This is a genomic window from Amycolatopsis sp. NPDC004772 (assembly GCF_053601215.1).
Genome location: NZ_JBSGBK010000003.1, coordinates 24976 through 41804, shown reverse-complemented (window position 1 = coordinate 41804; position 16829 = coordinate 24976). Strand labels below are relative to the sequence as shown.

Annotated in this window: 26 protein-coding genes; all 26 read left to right on the top strand. The window is 68.9% G+C overall.

The window, feature by feature from the left end:
• Positions 1–17: 17 nt before the first annotated feature.
• The 26 genes from ACWEF6_RS02735 to ACWEF6_RS02610 all read left to right on the top strand — a co-directional run bounded on the left by ACWEF6_RS02735 (position 18) and on the right by ACWEF6_RS02610 (position 16645).
• Positions 18–296, top strand: a complete 279-nt coding sequence (locus tag ACWEF6_RS02735) for a hypothetical protein (protein WP_449681314.1) — start codon at positions 18–20, stop codon at positions 294–296.
• Complete coding sequence (locus ACWEF6_RS02730; RefSeq protein ID WP_449681313.1) at positions 293–472, top strand: hypothetical protein; 180 nt, start codon at positions 293–295, stop codon at positions 470–472. The genes ACWEF6_RS02735 and ACWEF6_RS02730 overlap by 4 nt, the downstream gene beginning before the upstream one ends.
• A gap of 64 nt (positions 473–536) precedes the next feature.
• Positions 537–1313, top strand: coding sequence for a hypothetical protein (locus ACWEF6_RS02725; protein ID WP_449681312.1), 777 nt, complete (start codon positions 537–539; stop codon positions 1311–1313).
• A gap of 89 nt (positions 1314–1402) precedes the next feature.
• Entirely contained in the window at positions 1403–2041 is a 639-nt protein-coding gene (locus tag ACWEF6_RS02720; protein WP_449681311.1) for a hypothetical protein, read from the top strand.
• Position 2042: 1 nt separating this feature from the next.
• Positions 2043–2225, top strand: a complete 183-nt coding sequence (locus ACWEF6_RS02715) for a hypothetical protein (RefSeq protein ID WP_449681310.1) — start codon at positions 2043–2045, stop codon at positions 2223–2225.
• Positions 2225–2611, top strand: a complete 387-nt coding sequence (locus tag ACWEF6_RS02710) for a hypothetical protein (protein WP_449681309.1) — start codon at positions 2225–2227, stop codon at positions 2609–2611. Before ACWEF6_RS02715 ends, ACWEF6_RS02710 begins: the two co-directional genes overlap by 1 nt.
• Before the next feature lie 67 nt (positions 2612–2678).
• Positions 2679–2987 carry a hypothetical protein gene (locus ACWEF6_RS02705; RefSeq protein ID WP_449681308.1) on the top strand — a complete coding sequence of 103 codons (309 nt, stop codon included), beginning with the start codon at positions 2679–2681 and terminating at the stop codon, positions 2985–2987.
• Entirely contained in the window at positions 2980–3444 is a 465-nt protein-coding gene (locus ACWEF6_RS02700) for a DUF6221 family protein (protein ID WP_449681307.1), read from the top strand. Before ACWEF6_RS02705 ends, ACWEF6_RS02700 begins: the two co-directional genes overlap by 8 nt.
• Positions 3441–3680 (top strand): hypothetical protein, encoded by a 240-nt coding sequence (locus ACWEF6_RS02695; RefSeq protein WP_449681306.1) that lies wholly within the window; start codon positions 3441–3443, stop codon positions 3678–3680. Before ACWEF6_RS02700 ends, ACWEF6_RS02695 begins: the two co-directional genes overlap by 4 nt.
• A gap of 323 nt (positions 3681–4003) precedes the next feature.
• Positions 4004–5593: a TROVE domain-containing protein gene (locus tag ACWEF6_RS02690; protein WP_449681305.1), complete on the top strand. Its 1590-nt coding sequence runs from the start codon at positions 4004–4006 to the stop codon at positions 5591–5593.
• Positions 5594–6134: 541 nt separating this feature from the next.
• Positions 6135–6320: a hypothetical protein gene (locus ACWEF6_RS02685; RefSeq protein WP_449681304.1), complete on the top strand. Its 186-nt coding sequence runs from the start codon at positions 6135–6137 to the stop codon at positions 6318–6320.
• A 194-nt stretch (positions 6321–6514) separates the two neighbouring features.
• Positions 6515–6835, top strand: a complete 321-nt coding sequence (locus ACWEF6_RS02680) for a hypothetical protein (RefSeq protein WP_449681303.1) — start codon at positions 6515–6517, stop codon at positions 6833–6835.
• A complete protein-coding gene (locus tag ACWEF6_RS02675; protein ID WP_449681302.1) occupies positions 6835–7200 on the top strand; it encodes a hypothetical protein in 366 nt (121 codons plus the stop codon). The genes ACWEF6_RS02680 and ACWEF6_RS02675 overlap by 1 nt, the downstream gene beginning before the upstream one ends.
• 2 nt (positions 7201–7202) lie before the next feature.
• Positions 7203–7745 (top strand): hypothetical protein, encoded by a 543-nt coding sequence (locus ACWEF6_RS02670; RefSeq protein WP_449681301.1) that lies wholly within the window; start codon positions 7203–7205, stop codon positions 7743–7745.
• Positions 7745–7897, top strand: coding sequence for a hypothetical protein (locus tag ACWEF6_RS02665; protein ID WP_449681300.1), 153 nt, complete (start codon positions 7745–7747; stop codon positions 7895–7897). Before ACWEF6_RS02670 ends, ACWEF6_RS02665 begins: the two co-directional genes overlap by 1 nt.
• Positions 7897–8334, top strand: a complete 438-nt coding sequence (locus ACWEF6_RS02660; RefSeq protein ID WP_449681299.1) for an AAA family ATPase — start codon at positions 7897–7899, stop codon at positions 8332–8334. Before ACWEF6_RS02665 ends, ACWEF6_RS02660 begins: the two co-directional genes overlap by 1 nt.
• A gap of 388 nt (positions 8335–8722) precedes the next feature.
• Positions 8723–9007, top strand: coding sequence for a hypothetical protein (locus ACWEF6_RS02655; protein WP_449681298.1), 285 nt, complete (start codon positions 8723–8725; stop codon positions 9005–9007).
• Positions 9004–10500 carry a hypothetical protein gene (locus tag ACWEF6_RS02650; protein ID WP_449681297.1) on the top strand — a complete coding sequence of 499 codons (1497 nt, stop codon included), beginning with the start codon at positions 9004–9006 and terminating at the stop codon, positions 10498–10500. Before ACWEF6_RS02655 ends, ACWEF6_RS02650 begins: the two co-directional genes overlap by 4 nt.
• Positions 10497–10676, top strand: coding sequence for a hypothetical protein (locus ACWEF6_RS02645; protein ID WP_449681296.1), 180 nt, complete (start codon positions 10497–10499; stop codon positions 10674–10676). The genes ACWEF6_RS02650 and ACWEF6_RS02645 overlap by 4 nt, the downstream gene beginning before the upstream one ends.
• Positions 10677–10687: 11 nt before the next feature.
• On the top strand, positions 10688–11848 hold the full coding sequence (locus ACWEF6_RS02640; protein ID WP_449681295.1) for a phage portal protein: 1161 nt from the start codon (positions 10688–10690) through the stop codon (positions 11846–11848).
• A complete protein-coding gene (locus tag ACWEF6_RS02635; protein WP_449681294.1) occupies positions 11845–12645 on the top strand; it encodes an HK97 family phage prohead protease in 801 nt (266 codons plus the stop codon). Before ACWEF6_RS02640 ends, ACWEF6_RS02635 begins: the two co-directional genes overlap by 4 nt.
• A gap of 124 nt (positions 12646–12769) precedes the next feature.
• Positions 12770–14164 carry a hypothetical protein gene (locus ACWEF6_RS02630; protein ID WP_449681293.1) on the top strand — a complete coding sequence of 465 codons (1395 nt, stop codon included), beginning with the start codon at positions 12770–12772 and terminating at the stop codon, positions 14162–14164.
• Between the two features lie 66 nt (positions 14165–14230).
• On the top strand, positions 14231–14578 hold the full coding sequence (locus tag ACWEF6_RS02625) for a hypothetical protein (RefSeq protein WP_449681292.1): 348 nt from the start codon (positions 14231–14233) through the stop codon (positions 14576–14578).
• Positions 14579–14599: 21 nt separating this feature from the next.
• Positions 14600–15487, top strand: a complete 888-nt coding sequence (locus ACWEF6_RS02620) for a LamG domain-containing protein (protein WP_449681291.1) — start codon at positions 14600–14602, stop codon at positions 15485–15487.
• A 9-nt stretch (positions 15488–15496) separates the two neighbouring features.
• Entirely contained in the window at positions 15497–16162 is a 666-nt protein-coding gene (locus tag ACWEF6_RS02615; RefSeq protein WP_449681290.1) for a LamG-like jellyroll fold domain-containing protein, read from the top strand.
• A 15-nt stretch (positions 16163–16177) separates the two neighbouring features.
• Positions 16178–16645, top strand: a complete 468-nt coding sequence (locus ACWEF6_RS02610) for a hypothetical protein (RefSeq protein ID WP_449681289.1) — start codon at positions 16178–16180, stop codon at positions 16643–16645.
• Positions 16646–16829 lie beyond the last annotated feature (184 nt).

The following is a 16829-nucleotide window of genomic DNA, read 5'->3' as shown; positions in this document are numbered from 1 at the left end:
CTCGAAAGGTGTCGATCTTGAACGACCTTCCTCCGGACCACTCTGGTCAAGCCGAACCGACCGTGTGGAAGATCGCGATCCGCGACGAGATCCGCGCTCGCATGGTCACCAATCCGGACCCGTACTGGGCCACCACCGAGTCCGAACGCGACTGGTACCTCGAGAAGAACCTACACCGGCCGCGGGAGGACTACGTCGTCGAGGAGGTCCCCGGCCCGGTCTCCCGCGCGATCGCTGACGAGCGGGCCAGGTTCGACCGGGTGCGCGCCGAGGTCCGGGGCGGCGGCCGGCCATGAGCGTCTGGGAGTTCGACGTCGGCGTGACGACGCACGAGCAGCTGCAGGGCGGCGTGCTGGTCGACCACTACGTCCGCGTCCAGGTCGCAGCCGACGGCTACCTGGAGGCGTCGGAGTTGGCGATCCAGATGGGGTTCGTGGTGGGCTACGCGACCGAGTGTCTGCTTCGGATCTGAGGGCTGTGCCGCACACTGTCTGCATGAGCGCTGGGCCGCCGCGCTCCCGAAGAAGGTGATGACGATGAGCACCTGCACCACACCCGGCCACGAGGACCGTCACCGCCCCGAGCACCAGTGGATCTGCAACAAGTGCGTCCGCCAGCTCGCCGACGACCTCGCCGCCGCCACCGACCTGTGGGACGACCTGACCGTCACCCTCACGCGGCAGGACGAGATCGGCGGCGACGGTCGCGGCTCCTCCGAACCCGCCCTGCCGTTCAAACCGTCGGCGGGTGAGGCGATGTGGGTGCTCGCGCAGTCGCTCGGCTCGGTCGCGTCGGATCTGTCGCTGGCGTTGGGGATGCAGTTCCCGCTGAACCCGGTGCGGTGGCTCGCCGCGAACACGGACAAGCTCGCGGGGTCGGCGGAGGCTGGCCGGCTGGTCGACGAGATCCGTTCGGCGGTCAGGTTGGCGCGGGCGACGATCGACCGGCCACCGGAGTTGGTGTTCGCCGGTCGCTGCCCCGCCGACACTGAGGACGGGCAGTGCCCCGGGATGCTGTACGCGCGGCCGACGGACGACGTGGTCGCGTGTGGGGAGTGTGGGGCGCAGCATGAGGTGCGGGCCCGTCGGCAGCGGATGCTCGACGCGGCCGCGGTGCTGGACGTGTCCAAGGCGAAGGCCCTGGTGTGGATCCGGGTGTTGATGGACCGGGAGATCCCGGATGGGACGTGGCGGCAGTGGCGGTCGAACCGGAAGCTGCACGTGTCGCGGGTGGTGGAGGGGCAGGAGCTGTTCCGGTTCGGGGATGTGCGGGACCTGGCTGTGGGCTGGGTCGCGAGGAAGAGGGCAGCGTGATGGCAACGGAGATGCGCAGCGGCTGGTTGGCGAGGGCCATCGAGCAGGCACGCGCCGCGGATCCAGCCCACGGAGCGGGGCTCCCGGTCATGCCGGCATTCAAGCCGTGGGGTTCGGTCGCGCGCCCCGGGCGCCCAGGGAAGCTGAAGGCGTACCCGACGCGCGCGGAGCACGCCCGCGCGCACCGTCTCGCCGCCGAACGAGCCCGCCGCAACCGCCGCCGTGTCCGCAAGGGCCTTCCCGTGCCGGGCGGGTTCCGGACGACGGGGACGATCACGTGGAACCTGACGATCGACACGAGCGGGCTCGAGGCTGCCTTCGAGGGGATCGGCAGGTCGCTGCGCCGCTTCGGCGAGTCCATGTCGACCGTCTACGCCCAATTGCTGGAATTCCACCACCCCACGCTCGCGCGCCTGTACGGGCCACCCGCGGAGGAGACGACCGGGCCGGACACCGACCCCTGCTCCGGCTCACCGTCGATGGCCGTCGTGGTGCTCACCCAGCCCGTCGAGGTGGGACCGCCGGACTGGGACCACCCGGTCAAAGGTGCTGGTCGGCATCCGGCCGAACGGCACGATCGAGGCGCTCCGCGGCGTGCCGTCGTGGGCTCCGGTCCCGCCAGCTGTGCCGGTCGGGTTCACGCCGCTGGCGGTCGTGCACTTGGAGCGCGGCCAGGCCGCGATCGCGAACCGAAGCATCGAACTCTGCTGACCTACCGACGGGGATGACATGACTGAACGCCAGGAGTACGCCGAGCCGAACGGTCGCGTCTGGACCTGGGACGAACACCGCGGCGGCTACACCCACCCCTCCGACCCGAACGTCTACGAGACCGTCGACCTGCTCTCGCAGCACACCGGGCCGCTGCAAGCCTGGTGGCCCGGCCTGGAGCCGGAGAACCACGCAGACTGATGCCCGACCGCGCCGCCTTCAACCCGCAGCTCCACGGAGCGCTCACCGCCGCGCAGATGGCCCCCGCCGCCCGCGACGGCCTCACCCACCACACGACGACCGTGCAGCGCACCGCCGCCGCCTGCGGAGCGCCGGGCGCGACGCGGCTCGCGCGGGACTGGGCTCTCGTCGACTGCCCCGACTGCCGCACCACACCCACCCCCACCGCAGCCCCGAGCGGCCTCTACCCCGCCGGCTACCGGTTCACGATCCACGGCAAGGTCCACACCGTGATCGGGCATCGTGAGGTCGGCTACGGGCAGGTCGGGCACGAGATCGACTGTGAGGGTGTGACGTGCTGGGTCGCGACCGAGTACATCCGCGAGTACGGAACCAGCGTGAAGTGAGACGATGGACGAGACCCCCGCGACCGCGCGAACGGCCCGGGGGCATGGCCGACCTGAGGAGTCGACGATGAACGATCTTACCGAGCCGATCGCCGAGTTCACCCCGTACTCGGCACCCGACCTCACCGGCCTGCGCGCCGGGAAACTGGTCAACTTCCACGGCGTCCTCTACGACGTCGAACGCGTAGAGGTCCGCGAATCACTTGGTGGCCGAGACCGCAGCAACGGCTCACCGCTCGCTATCGAGACGAAGGTCGACATCCACCGCGTCTACTTCGACCGCGGCCCCCGGTCGGCCGACCAGGACATCCCGGAGTCCATCGAACTCCAGCTCGTCCGGAACCCCTTCGAGGACTCGGAGGCCGACCGTGGGTGACCGCGACGACTTCACGATCCGCGATCTCAAGATCCAGGCGAGGGCAGAAATAGTCGATCGAGGTGACCTGATGGATGACCTGCCCACCTGGCTGCGCGCCCAGATCGACGAGCGAGAGACGAAGATCAAGGCGCGGCCGGAGGTGCACGTCGCTGTTGCGGATCTGCTCGGCGATCGGCTCGACGTGTTCGCCTACGGCCAGACCGAGCGACGGCTGCTGGCGCTTGGCCTTGTCGACTCGAAGGAGGATGTGCTCCGCGAGGTCGAGGCCAAGCGGCGGCAGGTCGACTGGTGCGTCGAAGTGATCGGCGACCGCGACCTATCCCGCTACGGCGAGCCGGGCGCGCTGAAGGACGACCGGGACGCGCTCGCCGTCACCCTGGCCGTGGAACAGCTCAAGCTGCTGGCCCTGCCGTACGCGGACCGGCCGGGCTACCGCGAGGGCTGGCGACCGTGAGCAACTTGATCACAAGCATGAAGCGCGACTGCCGCATCGCCGAGGCCGCCGCTGGCCTCCTCGTTGCCGTCTTCGGGGCGCTCATGGCCTGGGCATGGTCCGAGATGGACGCAGGCAACCCGACCGGCCTCACCGGGGTCATCGGCTCAGGATTTGGGGTCGCGCTGTTTGTGGGCATGGGGCTGTTCGTCCGCGGGGTACGGCGCTCGCTGGGGCCCGACGACACGCGACGCTGAAACCCAGGGTGGCGTTCGAGAGTTGATCTGTTAGCGTGATGAGGGCACTCCCGGTGCGAAGCCCAACGGTTACTTCCTTCTGCTGAGAACACCGTCAGGCGACACTGATCTCGGGAGCCACAACTTCAGATGTGCCCGGTGCGCAGGAGACGGTTACTTCTACTGTGGATAGAGAGGTCGGAGGTTCGAATCCTCCCTGGACGGCCTGGCCGCCCGGTAGCTCAGCTGGATAGAGCGCTAACGTCACCGTCGCCGAACTTGATCTCGGGCCATCATCTGATCTTGTCGCTCCCCTCGAATGCCGCGAAACGAGGGTCGAGGACATGTCGAAGTTCAACACCACCAGCACGCGCCCGGCGACATCTTCGCCGATCGTCGCCGAATCCACGCCATCCGGACTCACGTTCGAAGGTGGCGACGGCTACACGCGCGACACCAAGAGCGAACTCTTCCTCCTCGCCGTGTCCAACATGGTCGGCGAGAACACCTTCTACGAGTCGGCCGACAAGCGAGACAACCGCTACGCCGACCTCGTCCACGCCGCCACCCTGGCCGATCCCGAGTGGACCGCGCGGTTCCTCCGCTGGCTCCGCACCGACGGCAACATGCGCTCCGCCAGCCTCGTCGGTGCGGCCGAGTTCGCCAAGGCACGTCTCGACGCCGGACTCCCCGGCCAGTCCCGCCAGGTCATCGACAGCGTGCTCCAGCGCGCCGACGAGCCAGGGGAGATGCTGGCCTACTGGACATCGGTCCACGGCCGCACCGTCCCGAAGCCGGTCAAGCGCGGCGTCGCCGACGCGGCGAAGCGCCTCTACAACGAGCGGTCGTTCCTCAAGCACGACTCCGACTCGAAGGGCTACCGCTTCGGCGACGTCCTCAACCTCACCCACCCCACGGCGGACGGGTGGCAGGCGGACCTCTTCAGCTACGCCCTCGACGTCCGCCACGGTCACGCCGAAACCATCCCGGTCACGCTGAAGACCATCCTGCAGCGCCGCGTGCTCATGGACATGCCCGTCGGGCAGCGCCGCGCCAGTCTCGCCCTCGACGGCACCGCCGACGTGCTCAACGCGGCGGGCATGACGTGGGAGTCACTGGCCGGCTGGCTCCAGGGCCCAATGGACGCGCAGGCGTGGGAGTGCATCATCCCGTCGATGGGCTACATGGCTCTCGCGAGGAACCTCAGGAACTTCGACGAGGCCGGTGTCTCCGACGTCATCGCGGCGACGGTCGCGGCGCGTCTCGCCGACCCGGAGCAGGTCGCGAAGTCTCGGCAGCTGCCGATGCGGTTCCTGTCCGCCTACCGGGCGGCGCCGTCGCTGCGGTGGTCGTGGGCACTGGAGCAGGCGATCACTCTGTCGCTGGACAATGTGCCCCGCCTCGGCGGGCGCACGCTGATCCTGGTCGACACCTCGGGGTCGATGAACTCGGGGTTCAGCAAGGACGGCACCCTGATGCGGTGGGACGCGGCCGCAGTGTTCGGGATCGCGCTCGGCAGTCGCTGCGAGTGCGCGGACGTGGTGTCGTTCTCCGCGGCCGGATGGTCGGGCACCGCGACGAAGGTGTTCGACCTTCAGGCTGGCGAGTCGCTGCTGCGCGCGGTCGAACGCTGGAAGTCGGGTGGCTACTTCATCGGCTCCGGCACGGATACGGTCGGCGCGGTCCAGCGGCACCTCCGTCCGGGTTTCCACGACCGCGTGGTGATCCTCACCGACGAACAGGCCGCCTATGGGGATGTCGGCGGGTCGGTGCCGTCCGCTACGCCGCTGTACACGTGGAACCTCGCGGGCTACGAGCGCGGGCACTCCACGTCCGGACGCGGGAACCGGCACACCTTCGGCGGGCTCACCGACGCCGCGTTCCGCATGATTCCGCTGCTTGAAGCGGGCAGGAACGCCCACTGGCCGTTCTGATCAAGTCCGGGTGTGTCACGCGCCGACACGCCGTGACACACCCGGACTTGACGTAACGCCCCGGATAACTGAACATGACCTTCATCAAACTGACCACCCATGTCGAAACAGGTCAGTGCCCACGCTTGCGACAGTATGGGCGTCCAACCGGCCCTCGCCCGTGCACAGGACGAGGTGGCCCCCGATCCTGGCTGTCGAGGCAGGGGACAACGCCGCGAAGTACAAGCGGCCCGGTACAGACGTCCGCCAACTTCCCTCGGGAGAGCATCCCGAGGCTTACGCCCGGTAGCCCAACTGCCGGGCGTTTCCTCACCCCCAAGTCGTGACGGTACGCGGCACCGTCACACGCCCGGTCTGCCTCCAGCACCTCAGCGGCGGGGACACTGTCGAGCGCAGACCGGGCACCACAACGCGGGCGCCTTGGCACGAGCGGCCAAAGGCTGACACCGGATAGAGGATGCGGGCGGCTCCGGACAGCCAATGCCCAAGCCGCCGTCCGTTCAAATCGGTCAGGCGCCCCCACCAGCTTCAGAGGAGGGTCATGGCCAACTTCGCGATCCTCATCGAGTACGAACTCCCCGACGACGTCGACTTCGCCGTCCAAGCCGCCTCACCCGCCCTCGACCTCATCCGCAACCTCCCGCTCCCGGGCAGGCCCGAGCTGGTGACCGCGTTCGCCGCAGAAGCTGCGGAAGCCATGACCCAGGCCCGGCAGGACGTCACCTGACCCAGGGTGTCCCCGACACGCCCTGAGAGCTGCCCGACAGAGCCGGGCAGAGCCCACGGCGCAGGCCCGACCACAGGCAGCGCGCGGCGGGCAACTCTCAACCCCACTCGAAACCGCACGCGACGCCGCGACCTGCGGAAAGTCTCCTACTCTCACCGGCCGGAGACGCAACCCAGGTTGACAAGAGGATGATCATGAGCCGACCCGGTCACGAAGCGCCGTCGTCGCCGTTCGAGATGCCCACGATGACGCCAGGACCCGCGCAAGGCGCAGCCGGCTGCCACTTCCGCGCGGCGGCCGACCACGGCGCCTGGATCAAGCGCCAGCGCCCCAGCGAGCACTACTGCTTCCGGCCCGACCTGAACGCTGGCCTTCGCGACAAGGTCGTCGACGGCGACCAGTGGCAGTGCCACGACTGCCAGGCCGTGTGGACAGTGCGCCGCACCCGGTCCGTTGCCCGCCCGTGGGAGTTTCGCAGGGCAGACTCGGACAACCCGCCCGACTACGACGGCTAATGTCCCGCCAGCCCGGCCAACCCGGACGCGTAGGCCACCGCTGGCGACAAGCCCAGCAAGCCGTCTTCGACACCGAAACCCACTGCTGGCTCTGCGGCGGCTACGTCGACCAACGCCTCTCCGCCCAAGGCCCGCTCGCCAAGCTGTCCCGCTCCGCCGACCACCTCGTCCAGCTGCAGCACGGCGGCGACCCACACGCCCGCTCGAACTGCCGGCTCGCCCACATCGGCTGCAACTCCGCCCGCTCCAACCGGCTCCGCGGCCTCGCGCGCGAGAACTGCGCCTGCAGCCACGGCCGGCCATGCGAACCCCTCAACCCCACGCAGCCCCGCGGCTACGTCGAACTCGACCCCAGCGAGGTGTGACCGTGGCCTTCGTCGACATGCGAACCACGTCGGACTGCTTGCGCGCCTGCCTCGCCACCGTCACCGGACGGAGCTACGAGGACGCCCCGACCACCGAGGGCGACTGGCGAGCCAAGGCGATCGCCTTCCTCAACGCGAGCGACGCCACCGGCGGGATGGTGATCGGCATCGGCGAGTCCCCGCGCGGCTGTAAGGGCGGCCACGTCATCGTCTGCAACCCGGACGGCGAGATGGTCCACGACCCACACCCGAGCCGTGACGGCGTCGTCGCGATGTGGGAGCTATGGGACGCCGACGGGAAGATCGTGGTCGATCAGGTCGAGTTCGCCCACCGGGCAGAGCGACGTGTCCCCGTCGTCTGCCCATCCTGCGAGCAGACGATCGGTCACGCACCGAAGGGCGGCTGGGCTCAAGGCGACGCAACCCAGGACATCACCGTCGATCACCTGCGCACCCAACACCCCGACGTGTGGGCACGCGTAACCGGCGCCACACCACGCCCCGCACCCACCGACCAGAGCTGGCTACAGATGGAGACAAGCTGATGGCCCCCGCCCTCCAGATCCAGCTACTCGCCGCAGCAGGCACAGCCCTCGGCCTCGCCCTCCTCATCGGCCACACCCTCGCCAGCCGAGTGCTCGCCGTACTCGGCGCCGTCCTCTTCGCCGTCGTCCTGGTCGTCACCCTCGTCGCCTGATGCACGTCACCGTCCTGTGCGGCCCACCCTGCTCCGGCAAGTCCACCCTCGCCCACCACCTCGCCCAGCCAGGCGACCTCGTCCTCGACTACGACGACGTGGCACGCAGCAGGGGCAGCCCGGTCAGGTGGCTCCACCCCGAGCCCTACCGCACAGGCGCAGAGCAAGAGCTGCAGGCTCAGCTCGCCCGCGCCTACGAGGACGACAGCGACGCCACCTGCTGGCTCATCCGCACCGCACCCCGCATCTCCACCCGCGTGGCCCTCGCTCAGGCCTGGCAAGCCCCGGTGTACGTGCTGGACCCAGGCGAGCGGGAGTGCCGGCGCAGGGCGAGGGCAGACGGCCGACCGCCAGGCACAGGCCAACGCATCGGCGAGTGGTACCACCGGTACCGGCCATGGCTCCACGACCTGGACGGCCGGAGCCTCCTCACATGATCCACACCAAGCCCCGCGGTTGATCTTCACAAGGTCAACGATCATGGCCGAAGATGATCTTTTTAAGATCCGCTACGGTGACCCGCGCCCACGGCTCCGTGTTTTTCTACATCGGAGGCCGATTTAAGCCCCTGACCTGCGGCGATGCGAGCATCAAGATCACCCCATGATCAACAGGTCGCGAATTCCTGCAGGTAGAGCGCGAAAAACACCGCACCGAGAGGGATGCACCAGTACTAAACCCAGGGGGTGGCGCGACGTGAAAAAGGTCTGCGAAACCCCGGGGTGCGGCGAGGTCATCCCACCTCAGCAAGGCTCAGCCCGGCCCAGGAAATACTGCACCACGTGCCGGCCTCCGCGAGACCGGAAGAACCCGCGGGTCGTCGAGATGCCGAAGCAGGGCGACGAACGGCCAACGGCGCCGGTTCCGGCGCTGGTCGAGTCGTACCGGAAGCAGCTTGAGGACACTGAACGTCTGGACACCCCGGAGGGGGCGTTGGTGTTGCATCTGGCGACGCTGTTCACGTCGGATGGGCACACGGCGTCGGGTGCGGCGGCGCTCTCGAGGGAGCTCCGGGCGGCGATGGAGGTCGCTCTCCGCGGCGCGGCGAAGCAGGGCGACGCGGTGGACGAGCTCGACGCTCGCCGGCGCGCGAAGGCGGCGTCAGCGTGATCGACCCCGCGTACTTGTCGATTCCGTCTCGAGTGGGGTCGTATGGGGATGAGGCGATCGATCTTGCGGAGCGCGCCGGCCGGGTGCTGGATGAGGAGCAGCGGCTGGGTGTCGACGCGCTGCTGTCCTACGGGGCTGGTGGTCGGTGGACGGCGCTGGAGTCGGCGATCCTTGAGGCCCGCCAGAACGGTAAGACCGCGGGAATCCTGCTGCCGGTGACGCTGTTCGACCTGTTCCTGATGCCGCCGGACCGGATCGTGTGGACCGCGCACCTGTTCAAGACCTCGAGGGACGCGTTCGAGGACTTCGAGACGTGCATCGCGACATCTCCGGATCTGTCTCGGCGTGTGAAGCAGGTCAACCACGGGCGCGGTGAGGAGTCGATCGAGCTCCACAGCGGAGCGAAGCTCGAGTTCCTCGCCCGGTCGAAGGGCGGCGGCCGCGGTTTGGGCGGTAAGCGGGTCGTGATGGACGAGGCGCTGTTCCTCGCCGCGTCGGCGATGGGTGCGCTGATGCCGACCTTGTCGGCGAGACCGGACCCGCAGATCAACTACGGGTCGTCGGGGGCGTTCGACACCTCCGACCATCTTCACCGGTTGAAGGACCGGGGGCGGTCGGGTAAGGACCCGTCCTTGATCTGGGTGGAGTGGTGTGCGCCGGGGTCGTGGGAAGACCCGCCGTGTGAGGCGAAGAAGAAGTGCTCCCACATGCCCGGGACGCCGGGGTGCGCGCTGGATGACGAAGAGCGGTGGAAGAAGGCCAACCACACGCTCGGGAAGCGCATCACGATCTCCTACGTCCGGGCGGAGCGGTTGGCGCTTCCGCCGATCGAGTTCGGCCGGGAACGTCTGGGGTGGCATCAGCCGCCGTCCGAGGCGGGGAAGGCGATCTCCGCGGAGCAGTGGGCGCGGCTCCTGGATGGCGATTCCCGTCGTGTCGGTGACGTCGCGCTCGCGGTGGACATCTCCCCGACCCGGGACTACGCGGCGATCGCGCTGTGGGGCCGGCGTGAGGATGGCCTCGGTCACGGGATGATCGTGGCGTACAAGCCGGGGACCGATTGGGTCCTCGCGGAGCTCGTTCGGTGGCGTGACCAGCTGAACCCGGTGGGAATCGGCGCCGGCCGGCAGGTCGCTGCATCGCTCAAGGGTGAGGCGTTCGACGCGACCGGGATCCGGGTGCCGAACTTCTCTGATGAGCCTGAGTACGGCGATCTGGTGGTGCTGAACTCGACGGATATGGCCGCGGCGACGAGTCAGATTTTGGATGCGGTGAAGCAGGAGACGTTCCGGCACCTGGGTCAGCGTGAGCTGGATGCGTCGGTGCAGGGCGCGAAGACGAAGGTGACGGACTTCTCCGAGCTGTGGGTTCGGAAGGACTTGGACTCGGATACGTCTCCGATCGGGGCGTTGACGTTCGCTCGGTGGGTGTTCGAGTCCCGGGCGCACCTGGCGCGGGATGCCAACTACGACGTCTTGGAGTCGGTGTATTGAGGACGCTCATCGTCGACTTGCTCGAGCTGCTTGCGCTGGTGTTGTTCGCTCTGGCCGCGGCGTTCGGGTTGTGGCCGGTGCATCCGGCGCTGGGGTTCGCCGGCGCCGCTGTGGTGCTGGGTGGGGCGGCGTGGTGGCTGGGTCGCCCTCGGAAGCCTCAGGGCTCGAATCAGTGAGGCGGTGAGGCATGTCGTTGTTCCGGCGCAGCAGCACGTTCGGCCCCACCGCTGAGCAGATGATCGCCGAGCGGCGCGGGCTCCGCGTCGGCGGGAAGGTCTCGGTCACGACGGACACGGCGATGCGGCATTCGGCGGTGTGGGCGTGTCTGCGGCTGCGCGGCAACTTGATCTCGACGATGCCGGTGGACGTGTTCCGCAGGGTCGCCGACATGCAGGTGGAGGTCCCGAAACCGCCGGTGTTGGTGAACCCGGGCGGCGAGCGGGTCGACATGCTGGAGTGGATGTACTCGACGCAGGTGGATCTGGATCGGGGCGGGAACGCGTTCGGTCTGATCACGGCGCGGGACGGGCTGGGGTTCCCGTCGCGGATCGACCTGATGCCGTTGTCGGAGTCGTCGGTGCGGATCCGCAACGGGGAGCTGTGGAAGTACCAGTTCGCGGGGAAGCTGTACGACCCGAAGGACGTGTGGCACGAGCGGCAGTACACGGTGTCGGGCCTGCCGGTGGGGTTGTCGCCGGTGGCGCACGCGGCGTGGTCGATCGGCGAGTACCTGTCGATCCAGGAGTTCGCGCTGGATTGGTTCGGCGGCAAGGGCGTGCCGGCGGTGCACCTGAAGAACACCGCGAAGACGCTCGATTCCGAGCAGGCGTCGTCGGTGAAGGAACGCTACAAGGGGTCGGTGTCGGCCGGGGACACGCTCGTGACCGGCAAGGACTGGGAGCTAAAGCCGATCCAGGCGGAGCAGGCCGGGAACTCGTGGCTGGACGCAAAGAAGTACGGGATCGCGGACATCGCCCGGTTCTTCGACTGCCCGGCGGACTTGATAGACGCTGAGGTGTCGACCGGGTCGATCACGTACGCGTCGATCACGCAACGGAACCTGCAGCTGCTGATCATGCACATCGGTCCGGCGATCGTGCGGCGCGAGAACTCGCTCGGGAAGCTGCTGCCGAAGCCGCGGTTCGTGAAGCTGAACACGGACGCGTTGATGCGGATGGACCCGAAGGCCCGGGCGGAGATGTTCAAGGTCCAGATCGAGTCGAGGCAGCGTGTGCCGTCCGAGGCGCGCGCGTTGGACAACCTGATGCCGTACACCGACGAGCAGCTCGCCGAGTTCGACCGGCTCTTCCCGCAGAAGACCCCGATTCCCGCAGGAGCGGCAACATGACCATGGACGAACTTCGTCAGGCGGCGTCCCGCCGAGCGCTGGGAGTGCGCGCGCCGGCGGACCGGCCGTCGCAGCGGCGATGCGCCGAACAAACCGGGTCGCTGCCGCTGGCGCGGGTGCGGGTGCGGGAGATGGAGCTGCGGGACTCGAGCGACGGGAAGCTAAAGTTCGTCGGCTACGCGTCGGTGACGGACGCGGCGTACGAGATGTACGACCTGTTCGGCCCGTACAGCGAGCTGGTGACGAACGGGGCGTTCGCGAAGTCCCTGTCGTTCCCGGATCTGGACGTGCCGCTGGTGCTGCAGCACCAGGATCTGCGGCGGATCGCGCGCACCACCAACGGCACCCTGACGCTGGCCGAGGACGACAACGGGCTGCTGGTCGAGGCCGACCTGGACCCTGAGGACGCGGACGTCCGCTACATCGCGCCGAAGCTCCGGTCGGGACTGATCGACGAGATGTCGTTCAAGTTCCGGATCACGTCGGGCCAGTGGTCGCCGGACTGGATGGAGTACCACATCAACGAGGTGGACATCCACCGCGGTGACGTCGCGATCGTCGGGTACGGCGCGAACCCGCACACCGCCGGCGCGACCCTGCGCACCCAGGACCCGATGGACGTCGTCCGGGAGCTGACCGACGAGCAGGCCCGGTCGGCGTTCGACCTGCTGACCGCCCGGTTCCAGCCGGCCGCCCCGGAGATCCGGGCCGAGCCTGAGGTTCGGGCTGCCGAGCCCTCCAAGACTTCGCGGGTCCTCATCACCGATGAGGACGTCCGCGAGCGCGTCATCCGCTGACGCACCCACCCCACTTCGCGCACGACCGTTCCCGCACCGCGCCGCTTCGGCCTGGTCTGGGTGCTGCTGCCTGTCGTGGCCCATCCAACTCGACACCCCTGACTGGGGAGGAAGGCTGACGGCGATGACTCTCGCCCAGCTGATCGCCCAGCTGCGGAGCCAGATGGCCTCGAAGCTGGAGCAGCGCAACACCCACGCCAAGGAACTCAGCACCCTGCGGGCGCAGGACGAGCCGGACGAGGCCCGCGTCACCGAGCTGCGGAAGGCGAAGGACGACCTCGACACCGAGCTCGATGCCCTGCAGGCGCGGGTCGCGGACCTCGAGGCGGAGCAGGCCCGCGACGACGCCGCGGACCGGCTGGCCCGCGAGGTCACGCCGGGCGTCGACAAGCCGGCCTACGACCAGACGGCCCGGGTCGGTTCGGAGGAGCGCACCTACCACCCGGGGAACGACCCGAAGGGCGAGACGTTCCTGCGGGACGTCGGCAAGGCGTTCGTGATGCGCGACTTCGCTGCGTCCGACCGGCTCATGTCGCACCTGCGGGAGGAGCGGGTGGAGCGCGGCGAGTACCTGAAGCGCGCCACGACGACGGGCAGCTTCGACGGCCTGACGGTGCCGCAGTACCTGACGGACATGTTCGCCAAGCACGCCAAGGCCGGGCGGCCATTCGCAAACGCGATGCGGCACCACGACCTCCCGCCGGAGGGCATGAACGCCTACATCGGGCGCGGCACGACCGGCACCGACACCGACGTCCAGGCCAACCAGGGTGACGCGGCGACCGAGCAGAACTACGACGACACGCTGCTGACGGTCCCGATCCAGACCAACGCCGGGCAGCAGACGATGTCGCGGCAGGCGGTGGAGCGGACCTCCGGCGCGCTGGACGTGACGGCGGAGGACCTGTTCCGCGCCTACGGCACGAAGCTGGACAAGACGGTCATCACGCAGGCGTCGACCGGTCTGTCGGCGGTCGCGACGGCGGTGTCCTACACGGACGCGTCGCCGACGGTGGTCGAGTTCTGGCCGAAGATCCAGGAAGGTCTCTCCGGGACGGAGTCGGCGCTGCTGGACCAGGTGTCGCCGGGGTCGTTCCTCGCGGTGATGCACCCGCGTCGGTGGCGGTGGATGAACCAGGCGCTGACCAACCAGTGGCCGCTGATCCAGCAGCCGGGCCTGAACACGCAGAGCGGCGGCCTGAACTACGGCGAGGCCTACGGCGACGGGTTCCGCGGTCTGCTGCCGGACGGCACTCCGGTGATCGTGGACGCGAACATCGCCACGAACAACGGCGCGGGCACCAACGAGGACGAGGTGTACCTCGTGTCCCGCGACGAGTGCCACCTGTGGGAGGACCCGGACGCGCCGTTCTTCATCCGCGCCGAGGAGACGAAGGCGGCGACCGTGCAGATCCTGTTCGTGATCTACGGCTACTTCGCGTACACGCACCAGCGGTACGCGCAGGCGCGCAAGATCTCCGGGACCGGCCTGGTCACCCCGACCTTCACCGGCGTCTGACAGAACGGGTGGCCGGGCTCCGGCTCGGCCGCCCGTGCCGTGATCAACCAATGAGGAGTGGTTCGAGTGGCTGAGGGCAAGAGCGGCCTGACCAAGGAAGAGCAGAACGCAGGCATGGTCGCCGCGCTGCTGCGGGAACGCGGCGCGTACCTGCGCGTCGGGAAGCCGGAGCGGGCCGCGGAGGTCGAGGAGCAGCTGCGGCTGCGAGGTGTCGAGGAGTTCCCGGACGCGAACGGCACCGGCGACCCCAGCACCGAGCCGCCGCAGGGCCGCTCGGCGGCGCCGCAGCAGACCGTGGAGGCGGACGAGGCGAACCAGATCCGCGCGCACCTCGAGGCGGCCGACGTGAAGGTCGACAAGCGGTGGGGTTTGGAGCGGCTGCGCGAGGAGCTCGCGAAGCTCAAGAAGGACTGATCTCGACGGGGAGGGGGCGTCATGCAGGTTCTGGCGTGTTCGTTCGACGAGTCCGGCGACACCGTGCTGGACATGACCGGGAACGGAAACGACTTCCCGCTCGGCGCGAATTTGACGCGGGTCGCGGGGAAGACGAACGGCGGGATCCAGCCGGCGACGACCACGGCGACAGTGCTGCCGGACGTGGGCCAGACGGATGACCGGACGGTGTGCCTGTGGGTGAAGGGATCTATCCCGGACGGCTGGCTGGTGCAGTGGTACGACTCGACCGCGGCGTCGGGGGCGGGCGGCGGTGTGTGGGGGATCCGCTTCCTGTCCGGTGCCCCGGTGCTGCGGGCCCGTAACGTCGCGGACGACTTCACGGATGCGACGGCGGCGTGGCCGGACACGACCGGGTGGCATCACGTCGCTGGGGTGTACGGCGGCGGTTCGGCGAAGCTGTACGTGGATGGTGTGCTGGCGGATCAGAAGTCGCTGATCGGTCCGATCCGGTCGTCGGACGCGCCGAAGCTGTTCGGGGACTTCTCCGCCGCGGGGAGTTACGACGATCTGCGGGTGTACACGTCGGCGTTGACGCAGGCGTCGGTGGCGGCGTCGATGACGGCGGTGGCATCGAGCGATCTGGCGTCGGCGGCGGCGCTGTCGGTGGATGCGGGGTTTCTGGCGCGGGTGACGGCGGCGATGCAGCAGTACGCGGTGTCGCTGGCGAAGTCGATCCGCGCGGCGGGGGATCAGTCCCGGAAGGACGAGTACTTGTTCGCGCAGAAGTGTCTCGCGGCGCCGTCGACGTACGGGGCGCAGTTCGGGTGGGCGCTGGGCACGGATGTGACGGTGGATCCGACGATCGACGACGACACGATCCGCTCGCTGGTTCAGGCCGCGTGGCCGGTGCTGGCGAAGTCGCTGTAGGAGGCTCTGGTGTCGCTGGAGGTCGCGTACTCGTTCAACAGCGACTACAGCGACGTGGCCAACGGCCGGACGATCACCTCGGTCGGTAACTCCGCGATCGTCTCCGGCGGGCAGACCGGCAACGCCCTCGGCAAGACCGGCGCCACGATGCCGGTGCTGCCCGCCGCCGCGCTGGCGGCGCTGCAAACCGACGACCGCACGATCATGTTCGACGCGAAGCAGAACCTCACCACCTGGTGGGTCCGCTTCAACGACAACACCTTCGGCTCCGGGATGTGGGGCATCCTCAACATCTCCGGCTCGATGGCTGTGCAGGCCCGCGACAACACCGGCTCGCACAACCTCGCCACCCGGCCCACCGCGACGTCGCCGGATGCGACGAACTGGCACAACTACTGCGCCACCTACGTCCGCTCGACCGGCGTGATCTCCCTGTACCGGGACGGCACCCTGTCCACCACGTCCACCTTCACCGCCGGCACCCAGCTGTCCACTTCGGCCGACTCGATCGACCTCGCCGAGTGGTCCTCCACCGGCGCGGCGATCGACAACCTCCGGCTCTATAGCCACGCCCTCACAGCCGGCCAAGTTGCCACGACCGCCGGGACTCCGGTGACCGCGGGGGCGCCCGCCTGGCCAGTTCCCCCGATCTCCCAGTACGGGAGCTTCCACTAGAAAAGGAGCCCCCTGATGGCTCGCTATTCCGCTCAGGCCAAGTCGTCCGCGGCGCTGGCCGTCGACACCGGGTTCGCGTGGCTGCAGGCCGTGGCCGGCAACGGTTTCAAGCTGCGCCGGGTTACCCTCGGCGTCGTCGCCGGCGCCTCGACGCCGACCAGCCAGCAGCTGACGGTCGGCATCAACCGGGTCACCACCGCAGGCACCACGCCCGGCGGCGGCATGACCCCGAACAAGCTCGACCCGAACTCCGCGGCCGCCGGCGCGACGTTCAAGACGACCTACGCAACGCCGCCCACCACCACGGCCGACGACCTGTTCCGGGTCAGCTTCAACTCCCAGTCGGGGGTCGACCTGCCGTGGGAGCTGCTCGAGGAGCTGATCGTCTCGGCGGGCACCGCGAACGGGCTGGTGTTCATCAACCGCGACAACGCCCTCCCGGCGTCGCACAGCTACGTCCTCTCGGTCGAGTGGGAAGAGTGATCCTGAGGTAGCGGTCGGCGTCGGCGAAGGAATGAGCGAATGATCCGGCGCTGGCGCAACCTCGTCGCGCGTCGCGGCCGGTTCCTGCCGGTCCCGCCAGCGCAGCCCGTCGCGGCGCCATCGCGTGTCCCGGACGCGGTGCGACGCCGCACCCGGCCCGCGGCGACAGCCAGGCGTGGCGAGT

Coding starts and splice junctions, on each gene's coding strand:
- ACWEF6_RS02730 (WP_449681313.1), top strand. CDS start 293: ATGAGCGTCTGGGAGTTCGACGTCGGCGTGACGACGCACGAGCAGCTG.
- ACWEF6_RS02725 (WP_449681312.1), top strand. CDS start 537: ATGAGCACCTGCACCACACCCGGCCACGAGGACCGTCACCGCCCCGAG.
- ACWEF6_RS02720 (WP_449681311.1), top strand. CDS start 1,403: ATGCCGGCATTCAAGCCGTGGGGTTCGGTCGCGCGCCCCGGGCGCCCA.
- ACWEF6_RS02715 (WP_449681310.1), top strand. CDS start 2,043: ATGACTGAACGCCAGGAGTACGCCGAGCCGAACGGTCGCGTCTGGACC.
- ACWEF6_RS02710 (WP_449681309.1), top strand. CDS start 2,225: ATGCCCGACCGCGCCGCCTTCAACCCGCAGCTCCACGGAGCGCTCACC.
- ACWEF6_RS02705 (WP_449681308.1), top strand. CDS start 2,679: ATGAACGATCTTACCGAGCCGATCGCCGAGTTCACCCCGTACTCGGCA.
- ACWEF6_RS02690 (WP_449681305.1), top strand. CDS start 4,004: ATGTCGAAGTTCAACACCACCAGCACGCGCCCGGCGACATCTTCGCCG.
- ACWEF6_RS02685 (WP_449681304.1), top strand. CDS start 6,135: ATGGCCAACTTCGCGATCCTCATCGAGTACGAACTCCCCGACGACGTC.
- ACWEF6_RS02680 (WP_449681303.1), top strand. CDS start 6,515: ATGAGCCGACCCGGTCACGAAGCGCCGTCGTCGCCGTTCGAGATGCCC.
- ACWEF6_RS02675 (WP_449681302.1), top strand. CDS start 6,835: ATGTCCCGCCAGCCCGGCCAACCCGGACGCGTAGGCCACCGCTGGCGA.
- ACWEF6_RS02665 (WP_449681300.1), top strand. CDS start 7,745: ATGGCCCCCGCCCTCCAGATCCAGCTACTCGCCGCAGCAGGCACAGCC.
- ACWEF6_RS02660 (WP_449681299.1), top strand. CDS start 7,897: ATGCACGTCACCGTCCTGTGCGGCCCACCCTGCTCCGGCAAGTCCACC.
- ACWEF6_RS02655 (WP_449681298.1), top strand. CDS start 8,723: ATGCCGAAGCAGGGCGACGAACGGCCAACGGCGCCGGTTCCGGCGCTG.
- ACWEF6_RS02640 (WP_449681295.1), top strand. CDS start 10,688: ATGTCGTTGTTCCGGCGCAGCAGCACGTTCGGCCCCACCGCTGAGCAG.
- ACWEF6_RS02635 (WP_449681294.1), top strand. CDS start 11,845: ATGACCATGGACGAACTTCGTCAGGCGGCGTCCCGCCGAGCGCTGGGA.
- ACWEF6_RS02630 (WP_449681293.1), top strand. CDS start 12,770: ATGACTCTCGCCCAGCTGATCGCCCAGCTGCGGAGCCAGATGGCCTCG.
- ACWEF6_RS02620 (WP_449681291.1), top strand. CDS start 14,600: ATGCAGGTTCTGGCGTGTTCGTTCGACGAGTCCGGCGACACCGTGCTG.
- ACWEF6_RS02610 (WP_449681289.1), top strand. CDS start 16,178: ATGGCTCGCTATTCCGCTCAGGCCAAGTCGTCCGCGGCGCTGGCCGTC.